This is a genomic window from Arcicella rigui (assembly GCF_034929435.1).
In the GTDB taxonomy this organism is placed as follows: domain Bacteria; phylum Bacteroidota; class Bacteroidia; order Cytophagales; family Spirosomataceae; genus Arcicella; species Arcicella rigui.
The window spans coordinates 18,401-34,309 of record NZ_JAYFUM010000011.1; the positions used below are offsets into that span (position 1 = coordinate 18,401).

Here is a 15,909-nt window from a genome sequence, read left to right on the forward strand (position 1 = left end):
TTTCCTTGTTTTTCATCAGATTCTTACTAAATTCAATCCTGATTCAAAACCATCAAACACATAAAGCCATGTTTATTTTAAGCTCAAATAATTCCATCGCCAATCATTTTATTGCTGAATTACGGGATGTACAAATTCAAAAAGATGCTATGCGTTTCAGAAGAAATATGGAGCGTTTGGGCGAAGTACTGGCTTATGAGATTTCTAAAATTCTGGTTTATGAAAAGACCGAAGTACAAAGTCCTTTGGCAATAGCGGAAACAGAATTATTGAGTAATCAACCCGTTTTGGTGACAATTCTTAGGGCAAGTTTGCCTTTTCATCAAGGCTTTATCAATGTTTTTGACAAAGCCGAAAATGCTTTTATTGGTGCATATCGTGGGAAACATCGTGCCGACGAAGGTTTTGATGTGGAAATGGATTATATCGCCAGTCCAGATTTGACAAATAAAACGGTGATTTTAATTGACCCAATGCTGGCAACAGGCAAATCATTGCTGAAATCGTATCAAGCTTTATTGAATCACGGAAAACCGAATAAATTAATCATTGCTTCGGCAATCACTGCACCAGAAGGCTTAGCATATTTACAAGAAAATATTCCTGACGCTGAGATTTTTGTGGGAACGGTTGATAAATTTTTGAACGAAAAGTATTACATCGTACCGGGTTTGGGCGATGCTGGCGACTTGGCTTTTGGCTTGAAACTATAATTTTTCACGCAATAAACTGATGCCTACTTCACAAGAAAGACATTTTTTCAACTGACAAAACTGATTGAACCACTCGATACCTGCCTGTGAGTCGAAGGCGGTTTTCATCGGTACTTCAAAATACTGCCAATGTTTTGTAATATTATTGACTTCGGCAGGTAGTTCTTCTAAAAAACGAATGGCTTTTTCAAGATAGATTTCATCATCTTTTTGCTTGGCGTAAGTCACCAACAGCGGAACGATGGTATTGATAATTACATTTTCAATCGAAGTACTGCCCAAAGTTGCTACTTTGCCTGTGGCTTTTTTCCCAAAAACATAATGAGCTTGCCAATACTCAGATTGCTTTACTTTCAAGATTTTTGTTACTGATTCAACTTTGTCGAGATGAATCAACACGGAAAACAAATTGATATTTTCTTGAATAATACGAGCAAACTGTGCCAAACGAACGGTAGGAAAATTGGCAGGACGCAAACGTAAAAACTTCCATTCCTGTACACCAAGTACTTTATTTTGTAGCTGATATTTCGCCGAAAGAAACTGAAATTCTTTCGCTAATTTAGCATGATACTCGTCAGCAAAATTGGTCGACGATAAAAAACCTGCTACGCCAAAAAGTAATGCTTCTAACTGAAATAAATTATCACGATGTTTGGCTAATACTTTTAGTGGCAAGGCTTTGGAAAGTCTAAAAAAAGGTTCTGCATTGAGTTTAAATCCAAAGTTTTTTGCCAAAACTTGATAAGCGGTTTCTTCCCAATCTTGCTTGTTTTCAGTTAAATATTGATGCACGAACAAGGATTTATCTTCAAGTCTTTTCATCAAAACCTTGTCTAACATGGCGTACTTTTTCAAATCCGAAACCTTTTGAAATTGGTTTTGGCAAGCCATTTTTTCTTTACTCTCTAATAATAATTGATACTTTTCGAGCAAAGATTTATCGGTTTTATCGGCAAGTACTAAAGTGGGAATTTGCGTTTGGTCGCTACGAAGAATTGGCTGGTCGTCTTCCCAAACCACATGAAGAATAACATTTTGATAGGCTTTATCCGTTTGATGGGTATGCGTATTCCAATCTGAAGATTTTAAGTGAATTTCCACTGTTCCAACCCATTCAACCTCTCCTATTTGAATACGAGCATCTTGAAAATCAGCACCAGCATCAGTATTGTATCTGCCGATTCTTAATACTTGAATCAGTTCATTATCAGTAGTTTGCAGACAAGATTTATCAAAATATTGAAACTGCCAAAGAAAGTGTAGGAAAGTTTCGCTCATGGTGTTTTTGTATATTGTTTGATATACAAAAATAAAAAGTTTAGGGATTTTTTTGACTGTATTTACATTTAAAATCCTGTTTTTTCTATTAGCGAGTGAATTAATTCAACTGCTAATAGAAAAAACATAAAGCCATTATAAGTAAAATCTCCTCCACTATTTACTAACCTCCGCAAGATTTTTTTCTTCCCAACCTGTATCTATTTCCACATTTGGTAGGGCTTTCTTCAAGGCTTCAACGCCTGCTTTTGTTACTTTACTTTGCCAACAATAGAGTTTTTTCAATGACTTTAGTTTAGCTAAAGATTGAATGCCAGCATCGCTGATTTTTGTATCGAACAAATTGAGGTATTCTAAATACTTCAAATCTTGTAATTGCGTAAGACCAGCATCAGTAATAGCGGTATGTTCTAAATGCAAACGTGTGAGGTGTTTGAGTTTGGCAAGTTCTGTCAGCGATTTATCTGTAATTTTTGTACTTCCCAATTTCAACCAAATGATTTGCTCGGATAAATTACTTAGCAAATTGATTTGAGCATCATCAAAACTACGATCATTCACAAAGTTGGCTTCTAAGAAATTTTGTCCGCTGGCTACGGGCATTACAATTACGTTTAAGGCTGTCAGTTTTTGAATATCAACATCGCTTGCAGCGGCTACTTTTTCATTGAAAACAGGTGAAATACTTTCGCCAGTACTTTGCGTTTGTGTAGCTCCGCCTGTTTCTAAAGAAGCCAAAAAGGCTTTTACTTTTTCATCTGGTTTTAGTTGTGCTACTTTTTTATCAAAAGCCGCTCCGTTTTGAATCCACCAATGCAAAAGCGAAATTTCTTGTTCCGTCAATGGCGTTTTGCCTTTGGGTGGCATGTGATGTTCGTCTTCTTCGGGCAACAGTAAACGCTTTATTAACTCACTATTGGTAGCGTCGTTGGCTTTAATGATTGCCCCATTTTCGCCTCCTTTCATTAATAATTCTTGTTTGTCCATCCGCAAACCGCCTTTGATTTTATTAGCATTGTGGCAAGACCAACACTTTTGTTCCATCACAGGAGCTACAATATCTTGATACACCAAAGCTTCATTGATATTTTCAATCTTCTTTTTGGCAATTCCTCCATTAGTACGAGCAGGCAAACCGAAAAGTGAACGAAAAGGCTCAGGCGTATTTGCATACAAATAATCTTCACCGTGCGTCATATTTCCACCTAAATGCCCTGTGGCTGTGAGTAAAAATACCATCAAGTACAAAGATGGCAAATAAGCTTTTTTCATGATTGGGTCTTGTTGCCAATTGACTTTCATGTACCACGACAGGAAAGAAATAAAGGCTACGGCAATGCCCATCCATTGATGCCAGAAGAGCGTATCTTCGTTGTACTCGCCAGAGGAAGAAAGCAAGTAACCAAAAAGGCAAGAAATAATAGCCGTGAGTGTTCCAACAAGTAATATCGGAGCAATGGCAGGTTGTAAAGAATCGAGTTCTTTTTTACGAGCAATCAATTCTAAAATCGCTGCAATCATCAACATCCCGATAGGTAAATGCACTACCACGGGGTGAAAATGCCCAAAAAACATTACCCAGTCAGAAGGAGTATTGGCTTGTAATACAATCATTGTTTTGAATAGCTTTAAGTTTTTAGCTATGAGTTTTGAGCTGTGAGCTTTGAGCTTTTTTTATTTCCAAGGCTATTAAATCTCATTTTTTGATAAATAATCTATCACCTCTTCGCACCATTTTAATTCTTGGTAATAATCTTTACCATTTTTTATTAAGTTTCTATAATATTCTAAATATTCTTCACATCGTGAAGCATAGCGAGGATCATGGCATAGCTTTGAAATAATGATAATTTTAATATACTTTTCTGGCCCATTAAACCAAGCATTTTTCCACTCAAGCGTTGGCAGGCTATCCCAAAGTGCTAAAACATTTTCGAGGTTGCTGTACTTTTGATATGCTGGAAGATATAACTCTACAAAATTCTTCTTAAATACCTCAGCCGCTATTTTAACATCTTCTTGTGATTTGATAATAAAATGAGTCTTTTCTAATGCATCTATTATTTCTTGAGTACATATATAAAGTGTCGAACTATCTTCTGAAAATACTTTTTTGTTGGTTATTTCGAACATTAAATCCTGTACTTTCTTGAAACTTATGATAGGACTACTTAAGCTCAAATAATTATTTGATTTTTGAGTAAAGTAAGATATGTTTACAGTTCCTTCATTCTTTTGTACAAGCCCATAAGCTCCATATATTGGAGCAAATTTGTAATTATGTTCTTTCAAAAAATCTTTGAGTTCTTCTTTTAACCATTTCCGAATAACTCCTTGACTATACATTGTTCTTTTTATTTCGTAATCATCCATGTTTTAAGGGTTTAAAGTTGTTTTATAAGTGGTTGGTCGGGAGGTGCCAACATAAATTACTGATGGCTTTATTTACACAATGTTATGCCTCCAGATGAAATTTTGAAAGAATCGTTAATGTCCCTTCTCTATCAAGAACGTAAAGTTTATTATTTGCAAAATCTATTTTATTTAAACCTTTAAATAAATCACTACTAATTTCTCTACTTGTCCATGTTATTTCTCTTGTCTTTCGGTTAAAAATACCAACAAATGAAGAATCTTTAGCCCACTCTTGTTGACCAAAAAATATTTCATCATCGTACCACACTGGGAGATAACCAGCTAAGGTAGCCTTAATTTGATGTTTTTCACAAGTTGCTAAAATGTCATAATATAAATATGTTTCCTCAGGATTATTCAAATCACATTCCCAATAGATATTATTATCAATTCCGAATATTACACCCTTCTGATAATCTATCGTACTCCTTTGGGCTTGTATAAATATTTCCCAATTACCCCATTCTGCTGGAATATTGATTGGAGTAGTTAAATGATAAACTTTCACTCCTGTTTCAACAGAAATACCTAATAGATGCCCTAAGTTCGTTACTACCCATAAAGTGTTTTCAAATAAACCGATTATTCTTTCTATTGCATTATTGGCTAAAGCTTTATGCTCTCCTTGATTGTATTTTCTTTCTTCATTAAGTGTGAATTGCCAACATGAATTACCATTGGTGGGGTCGTAACAAGAAAGTGATTCTTTATCAATATCAAATAAGAAATCGCCAAAACTAAAGAATGAAATATAAAAATCTTTTTTCCAAAGAAGTTTCTTCTTTGTTAAATCATAACAAATTGTTTCAGGAAAACTTCGATTATGCAGTATAAGAACGCTGTTTGTGTCTCGTATCAACATATATCTATTGTCTATTCCATTTATAAATGAATACGACTTGGTGTCAAAAAGATAATTAACTTCTTTATAAATATCCTCAATATAAATATAATGACTATCCACTTTTTCACAACGGAATTTGTTTTCTAATACTATTAGAGGTTGAATTTCTGTTATTTTAAGAATTCCAAACGAAAAGCCATCTTTTAGATAGCAATCATTTCCTAAAAGAATAAATGTTGCATAGTCATTTTTTAATTTTATTCTTTTCATTTTGTTTACTTGGCTGATTCCTCGCAATGTTACATTGCAAAAATGCAACACATTTTTATAAATATTCTCAAAGTTTTGGACTAAGTGTTGCCTTAAAATTTCCTTGACGAGTCTCCCGACCCTTGCTGTTTGGAAGGAAATATCCATAAATTCCATAATACAAACAAAAGTGAGTTCTAATACAGCCTTTCTGAGCTTCAACTCAGTTTAAGCGAGCTAAGACTCAGATTTATTGACTACTAACTCAGTGTGGACGAGCTGGTACTCAGATTTTCTGAGCTTCAATACAGTTTAAGCGAGCTTTAACTCAGATTTTTTGAGTACTAACTCTGTATTGGGAAGCTGGTACTCAGATTTTCTGTATTCCAGCTCGTTAAATCTGTATTGGAATACAGAAAATCTGAGCTACAATACAGTTTTAGTGAGCTAAAACTCTGATTTACTGAAGGCATGACTACGAGTCATGCCTTCAGTGAACACTCCCAAAAAATTCACTCCTCATTCCGCACTCAAAACTCAGCACTAAAATCACTCCTCATTCCACACTTCAAACTCATCACGCTTAGGCGATTCTTTCTAATTTAATCGGATATGTTTTTTTAGAAAACCATTGAGGAACATAAATATTTTCGTCTGAATCAACCCAAACATCGTGTGGGTGCATAAATACTTGGTTGGGGTCGTCTTTGTACTGGCGTTGTAGTTTTCCGTCTTTGTAAATCGGCTCAGAACCGCCCGGCGTTGATATTACTTTCATGTTTTTATCCATTACTTGAATATAGCCTGAGTTATTCCAAGATTGGTCTGAACTTCTGTATGCTGCCGCAAAAATATAATCGCCATGCAATACTGGGCGACAAACAAAAGTACCGGGCAAATGATATACCGCTAAAAACTTACCATCTAAAGTAAATCTTTTCATACAAGTATGCGAACGGTCGGTGATTAACAAAGTAGGATTCTTTTTATCACGAGTATCTACTAAAATACCATGACAAGTATCAAATTTTTCATCTGAATATTCTTTTGAATATCCACCAAAATGACGAATGTATTTTCCTTTGCTGTCGTACTGCGTAATGTATTGTGAACCGTAACCATCAGCCACATAAATATCTCCATTGGCTGGATTTACCGCTGTTTCTGTTGGAACAAATCGGTAAGGAGATTCATAAACGCCTGTTTCTTTTGGGTACTCCAATTTCATTACTTCACGACCTTTCAAATCTGTTTTAATCACTTGATGACGAGTATTATCACAAATAAACAGAAACTGCTCTCCACCTTCGTTTGAAATCGTCAGACCATGTGCACCGGGATAAGTAGTTCCCCAAGCTTCTAACAATTTCCCTGATTTATCATAAATCAAAATATTGTTTTTGGTTTCGTTGGTACACATAATCAAACGACCTTTGGCATCTTCAACCATTTCGTGGCAGTCGTTTACGGGGTTTTTATCAGCATCCAAAACGCCCCAGCCAGCCACTACTTTGTACTTGTGCGAATTATGTCCGATGATTACTTCGTCCATTTTCTTTGGAATTTTATTCGCTAATGTTGCATTAGCAATCAAACCAGTTCCCATCGCTAAAGTACTGGTTTTCAGAAAATTTCTTCTTGATTGATGCTCGTTCATGGATTATGATTTGTGATATTCGTTGAAAACTAATTTATTTCCAAAAGGGTCAATTAAGTTGATAATTCGGGCATTCCAAAAAGCTTCTTCCAATGAAGGACGGTAGTACTTGTAGGGCTTTGCCTGTAATTCTTGAAAAAAACTTTCTATGTCGCTACAATTGATGAATACTTTTGCAACAGGCGAACAATCTCCAACGTGTTCGGTCAAATGAAAAGTCAATTCCTCTCTTGAAATCTGAATGTAATAGGGCATATTTTCTTCAAATTGATGAGACCAATCTTCTTTGAAACCCAGCCAATCAATGTAAAATTCTTTAGCTTTATCGACATCAAAAATTCTCAATAAAGGAATTGTCTTTTCTATTTTCATCTTATTTCTCTAACTCAATTACATTGTCAATTTCATTTTTATCCAAAGCCGCTACGTCAAAAACAAAGTAATTATTATCTAATTTTTGGAATTTTATGGCTGTTCCATTTTTAAATAATTTTGCCGTTTTAAATGCTTGTGGGATTTTTAACATGAATTTATCATCCTGAAATTTCAGTAAATGAACATATATTTTATTGCCTTTTTCAGTAATAGCTCCCCACTCTTGCGGACGAATAAATCCGCCTTTTGTACCGTAAATGGTTTCGCCATAAACTTTTGTCCATTCGCCGACTTTTGCCAAACGCTCTACAAATTCAGGTTGAATTTCACCATTGGGCATTGGGCCAACGTTCAATAAAAAGTTTGCTCCATAACCAGCAGCACGCACCAAGTAATCAACCAATTGTTTTGGTGATTTATAATTATCATCTTTGATATTATAGCCCCAAGCACCGTTCAGAGTCTCGCAAGTTTCTAATGGTAAAGTAGAAATTTCTTGTCCACTCAAACCGCCTTTGTTTTCGCCCGGCAAATCACGCTCAAACATTTGGAAATCTTCTCCCGGAATCGGACTCAAATGGTGATTGTTTCCGATTAAACATTGTGGTTGCAATTTGTGAATCAAACTATAAATTTCTTCGTAATGCCAATCAATTTTAGATTGTAAGGTTTTGTCGTGGTCGTTGTCTAATTGGTCCCAATGTCCATCAAACCAAATTGCTGAAATTTCGCCGTAATTGGTCAATAATTCTGTCAATTGGTTTTTCATAAAATTTAAGTAACTGGCATAATCGCTTTTTTTCGTGCGTCCCGTTCCTTTACCTGTTTTTCCTGTTTCATAAGGATAATCGTCACGATACCAGTCTAATAATGAGTAATAAAAACAAATTTTGATGCCTTGTTTGTGGCATTCGTCCGCCAATTCTTTTACAATATCTCTTTTGAATGGCGTGTTCATAATGTTCCAGTCCGACTGCTTCGTAGCGAAATTGCTGAAACTATCATGGTGACGAGTAATTAAAGTAATGTACTTCATGCCTGCACCTTTGGCGATGTCCACCCAAGTTTTAGCATTGAAATCAACAGGATTGAAGGTTTTCTGTAATCGCTTATAATCCTTCACAGGAATATTTTTTATCTGCATTACCCATTCGCCATCACCCAGAATACTCGAAACGCCCCAGTGAATAAACATTCCAAAACGGGCTTTTTGAAATTCTTCACGAGCTTTGATATTTTCAGGACTTGGCGTATAACCAGTCTGAGCTAAAGTGGACATACTTGCCAGTAAAACCAAAAAAGCAACTTGTATTTTTCTCATAATAATTTGTATTGTTTGTTTTCAAAAAAAGGTTTTCACCTTCATTTATACTCACTCAGACTGTCCTGTTTAATCAGGATAGCACCGATTGAATTACTTTTCCGCTGGTATCGGTCAGTCTAAAATTCCTTCCTTGAAATGGATAAGTAAATTCTTCGTGGTTGAAACCCAAACAGTGCATAATGGTCGCTTGTAAATCAAACACAGAAGTACGGTCTTTGATACCGACATAGCCCACAGGGTCGGTTTCGCCATGCGAGTAACCGCCTTTGATACCTCCGCCTGCCATCCAAACTGTAAAAGCTTCGGTGTGATGGTCTCTTCCCTTGAAGGCTGCGGCTTTTCCTTCACGGTTTTCTGCCATTGGCGTTCTGCCAAATTCTGCTCCCCAAACAATGAGTGTTTCGTCTAATAAACCTCTTTGTTTTAAATCTTGAATTAATGCCGTAATAGCTTTGTCAACGGTCGAACACTTTTTCGTTAATCCATTCGCTACATCTGTATCTTCTGAACCACCGCCGTGCGAATCCCAACCCCAGTCAAAAAGCTGTACAAAACGTACTCCTTGTTCTACTAATTTTCTGGCTAACAGACAGTTATTGGCAAAGGATTCTTTTCCTAATTGCGTGCCGTACATTTCGTGAATATAAGCTGGTTCTTTGGTAATATCCATTACTTCTGGCACGGTAGTTTGCATTCTGAAAGCCATTTCGTATTGCGAAATACGAGCTAAGGTTTCGGGGTCGTGAAATTCTTCGTAAGATTCTTTATTGATTTCTGTGATAGCATCAATCGTACTTTTGCGTATATCACGATTAATCCCTGTTGGGTCAGAAATGTACAAAACGGGTTCGCCTTGGTTTCTACATTGAACACCTTGATACACCGAAGGCAAAAAACCACTTCCCCACAAGGCTTTTCCGCCATCTGGATTTTTTCCGCCCGAAGTAAGTACCATATATCCCGGCAAATTTTGGTTTTCTGAACCCAAGCCATAAGTTGCCCAAGTACCTGTACTGGGTCGTCCCAAACGAGCTGAACCTGTGTGAAGTAACAACTGAGCAGGAGCATGATTAAACTGGTCGGTGTACATGGCTTTGATAAAAGAAATATCGTCTGCCACGCTTTGTAAATGAGGCATTTTATCCGACATCCAAGCACCGCTTTTTCCTACTTGTTGAAATTGGGCTTGCGGCCCCATCATTTGCGGAACACCACGGATAAAGGCAAATTTTTTCCCTTCCAGAAATGAAGGCGGACAGCTTTGTCCGTCCAATTTCATCAAGTCGGGCTTATAATCAAATAATTCTAATTGCGAAGGAGCACCCGCCATGTGCAAGTAAATGACAGATTTGGCTTTGCCAGCAAAATGAGGCATTTTGGGCGATAATGGATTAGAAACCGAAGTATTTTGCTGCGTACTTCCACAACTTTGTAGCAAAGAACCCATCGCCATCATGCCCAAACCAGTAGTACACTGCTTGAGAAAATGCCGACGAGTTTCGTAGCGAAGCTTTTCAAAAAGAAGTTCCTGTTGTAAATTTTTCATAGTTTATTCAGTGAATAAAAGCTTTTAGGGTTCAAAAATGATTCAAATATTTTTTCATCCGAAACCCGAAATCACAAATCCCAAATCAAAATCATTCTTTCATAATAAATTCATCCAAATTCAATAAAGTACTTGCTACCAATGTTTTAGCCGCCAAATCTGGAATATTTTTTGGTTTGATATTATCGTCTGGACAAATGTTAAGTAGTTTTTCAGCCTCCGCTCTATTTTTCTGATATGTTTGAAAAGTAGTGGAATAAAGCCTTTTCAAAACCGCCAATTTCTTTTCAGAAATCGTTTTACACATCGTAAATTGATAAGTACTGCTAATCTGTTCGTCGAGCGTCCCTCCTACTTTATCCATTTTTTTTGCCAGATGTTTGGCACATTCCAGATACACAGGGTCATTCAACGTAACAAGTGCTTGCAAAGGTGTATTGGTTCGGATTCTTCTTGCCAAACAAATATCACGATTCGCCCCATCGAAAGTAATCATCGAAGGATAAGGCGTTGAGCGTCGCCAATAAGTGTATAAAGCTCTTCGATGTTGGTCTTCATTTTCGCTGGTTTTCCAAGCCATACTGCTGTAAGGCGTGTTCCAAATTCCCTCTGGCTGATAAGGCATTACACTTTTTCCATACATTTTTTTGCTTAATAAACCACTCACCAACAAAGCTTGGTCACGGATTTGTTCTGCCGACAAGCGTACTCTTGGCCCACGAGCCAACAAACGATTCATCGGGTCTTTTGCTAACAAATCTTGATTCGCTTTTGAATCTTGCTGATAAGTAGCCGACATCACGATTTCTTTCAATAATTTTTTAGGTTTCCATTGATACTCATCCATGAATTTTACCGCTAAAAAATCTAATAAAGCTGCGTTGGTTGGTGTAAAACCTTGTGTGCCAAAATCCTCTAAGGTTTCTACCAAACCTGTCCCAAAAACTTGTTCCCAAAAACGATTAACGGCTACTCGGGCTGTTAATGGATTTTCCTTACTTCCCAACCATAATGCCAAACCCAAGCGATTTTTGGGTGCATTTTGGGGTAATTTTCCCAAAGAAGCAGGAATATCTGGTTGAACAACTTTCGTTTTGGCTAACCAATTACCTCGCTCCCAAACGTGTGTCTGTCGAGCATACTCTTTCGGTGAATCAAGCATTACAGGGGTATTTTCGGTATTGGCACTGACCAATGCTAAAAATTCCTTTTTCTTTTCGGCATAATCCGCTCTTCCCCTGCCCGGAAATTCGGGTAACAAAGTAAAACTTCCGATGATACAAGTACTTTGGTCGGGTTTTACTTTAGCATTTTTAAAAGTTAAATACCAATCTTGGCGACCGTCCATTTTTGGCAAATCGTATAATTGATAATCCCAAGAATTCGTCCAACCGCCTTTTCGGGTGGTGTCTAATTTTATGGTTGTGAGTACTTTACCTGTTAAAGAACCCAAACGAATTTCCATCAAAGTTGGACTTCCAGTTTTGTTTCCATAAGCCACCAACAATTGACGTTTACCCGTCAAAGGCAAGGATTTAAAACGGACCGAACCGCCATTTCTAATTCCCAAGTACTTGGTGTCCGCCAATGCACCATTGATAAATTGGTCGCCTGAATGCGGATGAATTTTTGGTTCTAAAAATGTCAAATAATGACTAATTTCTTGCTCTTTGGCTGAACCAACATTATTTTTTATCCAATGTTGTAAATCTGTCAATTTCGCTTTGTCTTCGGGCTTCGTGAATTGTCGGAGATACGGCGAATCGTCAGGAATGTCTTCGTCACGAGTATTATAGAAAAACGCCATTGATTTATAATAATCTTCATGCCGAATGGGGTCGTAAGGATGCGAATGACATTGCACGCAAGCAAAAGTGGTCGATTGAAAAACCTCCCAAGTTGTGTTTACTCTGTCCACCATAGTGGCGTTTCTAAACTCTTCATCATCCGTTCCGCCCTCATCATTATTAACTGTATTCCGATGAAAAGCCGTAGCGATGTACTGTTCTTCCGTAGGGTTTTTCAATAAATCGCCTGCCAATTGTTCTTTAATGAATTGATTATAAGGCAAATCTTTGTTGAAAGCTTTAATCACATAATCACGGTACTGCCAAATATTTCTGCCTTCGTCTTTTTCATAACCTTTGGTATCCGAATACCTTGCCATGTCGAGCCACATTCCTGCCCAACGTTCGCCGTACTGCGGAGAAGCCAGTAAAGAATCGACTACTTTTTCGTAGGCGTTGTCGGCATCATCTTTTAAAAAATCTTGTATTTGTTTTTCGGTAGGTGGCAAACCCGTCAAATCTAAACATACTCTTCTCAACAAAATCGACTTTTCTGCTTGTTTTGAAGGACTCAGCCCTTCTTCATCCAATTTATTTTTTACGAAATAATCAATGTCATTTTTCTCCCATTTACTCGAAAACCAACTCAACAAACCTGCAAAAAAGCCTTTGTTGGGTACTTTTGGCATTTCTGGTTTTACAAAAGCCCAATGTTCGCCCCAATTTGCTCCTTCATTCACCCATTTTGTCAATATTTCGATTTCCTCTTTCTTCAAAGGTTCTTTTTTCAAAGGCATTCTTTCCTCTGGGTCTTTATGCGTCAGGCGAATGATAAATTCAGAATGTTTGGCATCGCCCGGAATAATGGCTGGCTTTCCAGACTCGGTTTTGCCCAAAGCCTCCTCACGAAACAACAAACTAAATCCACCCTGCTTTTTCACGCCACCGTGACAAGCGATGCAATGTTTGTTCAGAATCGGTTTTACTTCTGTGCTGTAATTTACTTTGTTGCCTTCTCCCAAAAATGAATACACAGAATATCCTCCGATAATGATAATACTACTGATGAAGAGTAATTTATTCGTATTCATAAAATCTATTGAGTAATTGATTGAATGAGTGATTTAGTGATTAAAAGTAATACAATTAATACTCCTCTAAATAGTACATAAATCTTTAAAATGCTGTCTGTAAGTGTAATGAAAAAGCGATAGACTAATACTTTAGGCAAGGACATTTCTTTACTCAGCATTCTACACTCACAATTCACAACTCTTGCCTAATGTCCCAAAAACACATCTTCCAATTCCTCTAAAGTCTTTCCTTTGGTTTCTTTTACTTTCAATTTAATAAACCAAAAACCTGCAAAACACACCACAGCGTACATCCAGAATGGGCCAAAAGTACCCAGTTTTTCTGCCAAAATTGGGAAAGTAAATACCAAGACAAAATAGGCTGCCCACAAAGCTAAAATGGCAATGGAAGAAGCTTTTCCTCTGATTTTATTCGGAAAAATTTCAGAAATCAACACCCAAGTAACAGGAGCTAAAGAACAAGCATAAGTACTAATTGCCATCAACACAAAAAGCGAAAGTACTCGTGGGTCGGCATGATTTTTCAAGAGTAAAGCAATGATAATGTACAAAACCGAAAGCCCCAACGAACCCACTAACATCAATGGTTTTCGACCTAATTTATCTACTTTATTCATGGCGAAAATGGTAAAAATTAAATTGATTGCTCCAATCGCCACGGTTTCAAAAAGTTGTCTATCAAGGTTTGCTCCTACGGTTTCAAAAATGGTTGAAGTATAATTAAAAACTACATTGATACCGCATAATTGTTGAAAAACTGCCAAGCCAATACCTACCAAAACAGCAGGGCGATAATCTGCTTTTAACAGTAATTTAAAAGATTCTTGCTGAACATTTTCTAAAGATTTTTCTACGTCATGAATTGTTTTTTGAGCGAAATCATTGCCTCCAATTTTAGTTAGAATGGCTTCTCCTAATACTACTTTTCCATGTTGAATCAACCAACGAGGACTTTCGGGCAACCAAAATACACCGACAAAAAAAGTAAGCGAAGGAATAACCCCCAAGCCAAACATCCATCGCCAAGCTTCTGTACCAATTAAAGAAAGTTTGTAATTGACCAAATTGGTAATCAATATTCCGATAACGATTGTGAGTTGATTGATAGAGACATTTCTTCCTCTAATTTCAGCAGGCGATACTTCTGCAATGTACATCGGACTAAGCATTGAAGCCATGCCAACGCCGATACCTGCGATAAATCGCATAACAATAAAGATGGATAAATTACTGGAAAACGCCATTCCCAAAGAAGATAAAGCAAAAACTAAGGCTGAAATCATTAAGGCTGGTCGTCTGCCATGCTTGTCGGCAATTTTGCCAGCCAACATGCAGCCCAACATACAACCTAATGCTAATGAACCTGTTAAAAATCCTTCCCACCAAGCATTCAGAGCGAATACTTCTCTTAAAAATGGTAAAGCTCCCGAAATTACGGCAAAATCAAAGCCGAAAAGGTAACCGCCTAAAGCAGAAATAAAAGAAATCAAAAATGTATAGCGAGTATTGTTCGTAGCTTTTTCCATAAGTATTATTTGAATATACTAATATTTTATTGCAAAATTACCAGTCGTTATGTTAATTTTACATGACTGTTTTGATGAAAAACATAGATAATATTACTAAACGTATTGAACCATGATAGAGAAACAAGAAGGCTTTGTCGGGCAACGAACTTATATTATGCCTAATGAATTATTAACCCGAATTGCCAAGCATCCATTAGTTGAAGCCTTGCACATTACGGATATTGGTTATTATCCAAAAGCGGGTTTTCATGCACGAGAAAGAAGATATGGTTGTCAGCAACATATATTGATTTACTGTGTGCAGGGCGAAGGTTGGTTTGAAATCAATCAACAAAAACACCTTGTAAAACCTGACCATTTTTTTATTTTACCTGCCAATATTGCCCACCGTTACGGGGCAAACCTAAGTAATCCTTGGTCGATTTACTGGGTGCATTTTACGGGTTCTCGTTCATCACATTATCTTGATTTTTTAATAGATGATTCAGAAAATTATGCCCCGATTATGATGCCCCCCAACAGCGAACGAATAGTAATGTTTGATGACATTATTTCACACATCGAGATGTCTTTCAACGACGATAATATTGTTTATGCAAACACCAGTTTTTCGCACTTTCTCACTACTTTCAAGGCTTCTGTTTTCAATCCCAATCCACAGCAATCATCCGACGCAGACCCCATCAGTATTGTGATTTCTTATATGAAAGCACATCTTACTGAAACACTTACTTTAGAACAATTAGCGGAAGTTGCAGGAATGTCAGCTTCACACTTTTCAGCAGTTTTTCGCCAAAAAGTGCAAAGCTCTCCTATCAACTTTTTCACTTTTCTCAAGATTCAGCAGGCTTGTCGTTTATTAGAATATAGCAAATTGAGAGTAAAAGAAATTGCTTATCAAATTGGTTATAACGACCCTTATCATTTCAGTAGAGTATTCACTACCGTTATGGGAATTTCGCCAAGAGATTTTAGAAAAATGGGGAAACATTAATTTTTATGCTGCTTTAGGCTGTAGGCAATAGTCTGTTGGCTGAAAGCCAAATTCAGGAATAAAGGATACTTTTTTGCTTATAGCTTAGTGCCTAAAGCTTA

General features: G+C 36.9%; 12 protein-coding genes. 2 read left to right on the plus strand and 10 right to left on the minus strand.

Annotated features, from left to right (window positions below):
* Positions 1-68: 68 nt before the first annotated feature.
* The gene (gene upp / locus VB248_RS10815; protein WP_323296792.1) at positions 69-713 is read left to right on the plus strand and encodes a uracil phosphoribosyltransferase; all 645 of its coding nucleotides are present in this window, start codon (positions 69-71) and stop codon (positions 711-713) included.
* Here the strand turns inward: upp and VB248_RS10820 are convergent.
* The 10 genes from VB248_RS10820 to VB248_RS10865 all read right to left on the minus strand — a co-directional run bounded on the left by VB248_RS10820 (position 708) and on the right by VB248_RS10865 (position 14,811).
* Positions 708-1,994, minus strand: a complete 1,287-nt coding sequence (locus VB248_RS10820; RefSeq protein ID WP_323296793.1) for a DUF2851 family protein — start codon at positions 1,992-1,994, stop codon at positions 708-710. The two genes, upp and VB248_RS10820, sit on opposite strands and share 6 nt — an antisense overlap.
* Positions 1,995-2,150: 156 nt before the next feature.
* Positions 2,151-3,608, minus strand: a complete 1,458-nt coding sequence (locus tag VB248_RS10825; protein WP_323296794.1) for a DUF2231 domain-containing protein — start codon at positions 3,606-3,608, stop codon at positions 2,151-2,153.
* Positions 3,609-3,683: 75 nt separating this feature from the next.
* A complete protein-coding gene (locus VB248_RS10830; RefSeq protein WP_323296795.1) occupies positions 3,684-4,367 on the minus strand; it encodes a hypothetical protein in 684 nt (227 codons plus the stop codon).
* Between the two features lie 82 nt (positions 4,368-4,449).
* Positions 4,450-5,523, minus strand: coding sequence for a hypothetical protein (locus VB248_RS10835; protein ID WP_323296796.1), 1,074 nt, complete (start codon positions 5,521-5,523; stop codon positions 4,450-4,452).
* Between the two features lie 562 nt (positions 5,524-6,085).
* Positions 6,086-7,159 (minus strand): twin-arginine translocation signal domain-containing protein, encoded by a 1,074-nt coding sequence (locus tag VB248_RS10840; RefSeq protein ID WP_323296797.1) that lies wholly within the window; start codon positions 7,157-7,159, stop codon positions 6,086-6,088.
* Between the two features lie 3 nt (positions 7,160-7,162).
* Entirely contained in the window at positions 7,163-7,531 is a 369-nt protein-coding gene (locus tag VB248_RS10845) for a glyoxalase superfamily protein (protein WP_323296798.1), read from the minus strand.
* 1 nt (position 7,532) lies between these two features.
* Positions 7,533-8,855, minus strand: a complete 1,323-nt coding sequence (locus VB248_RS10850) for an alpha-L-fucosidase (protein WP_323296799.1) — start codon at positions 8,853-8,855, stop codon at positions 7,533-7,535.
* A gap of 73 nt (positions 8,856-8,928) precedes the next feature.
* Complete coding sequence (locus VB248_RS10855) at positions 8,929-10,404, minus strand: DUF1501 domain-containing protein (protein WP_323296800.1); 1,476 nt, start codon at positions 10,402-10,404, stop codon at positions 8,929-8,931.
* Positions 10,405-10,495: 91 nt separating this feature from the next.
* Complete coding sequence (locus VB248_RS10860) at positions 10,496-13,282, minus strand: DUF1553 domain-containing protein (protein WP_323296801.1); 2,787 nt, start codon at positions 13,280-13,282, stop codon at positions 10,496-10,498.
* A gap of 188 nt (positions 13,283-13,470) precedes the next feature.
* On the minus strand, positions 13,471-14,811 hold the full coding sequence (locus VB248_RS10865; RefSeq protein WP_323296802.1) for a sugar porter family MFS transporter: 1,341 nt from the start codon (positions 14,809-14,811) through the stop codon (positions 13,471-13,473).
* A gap of 112 nt (positions 14,812-14,923) precedes the next feature.
* On the opposite strand from VB248_RS10865, the gene VB248_RS10870 reads away from it, so the two are divergent.
* Positions 14,924-15,808 (plus strand): AraC family transcriptional regulator, encoded by an 885-nt coding sequence (locus tag VB248_RS10870; protein ID WP_323296803.1) that lies wholly within the window; start codon positions 14,924-14,926, stop codon positions 15,806-15,808.
* Positions 15,809-15,909: the final 101 nt, after the last annotated feature.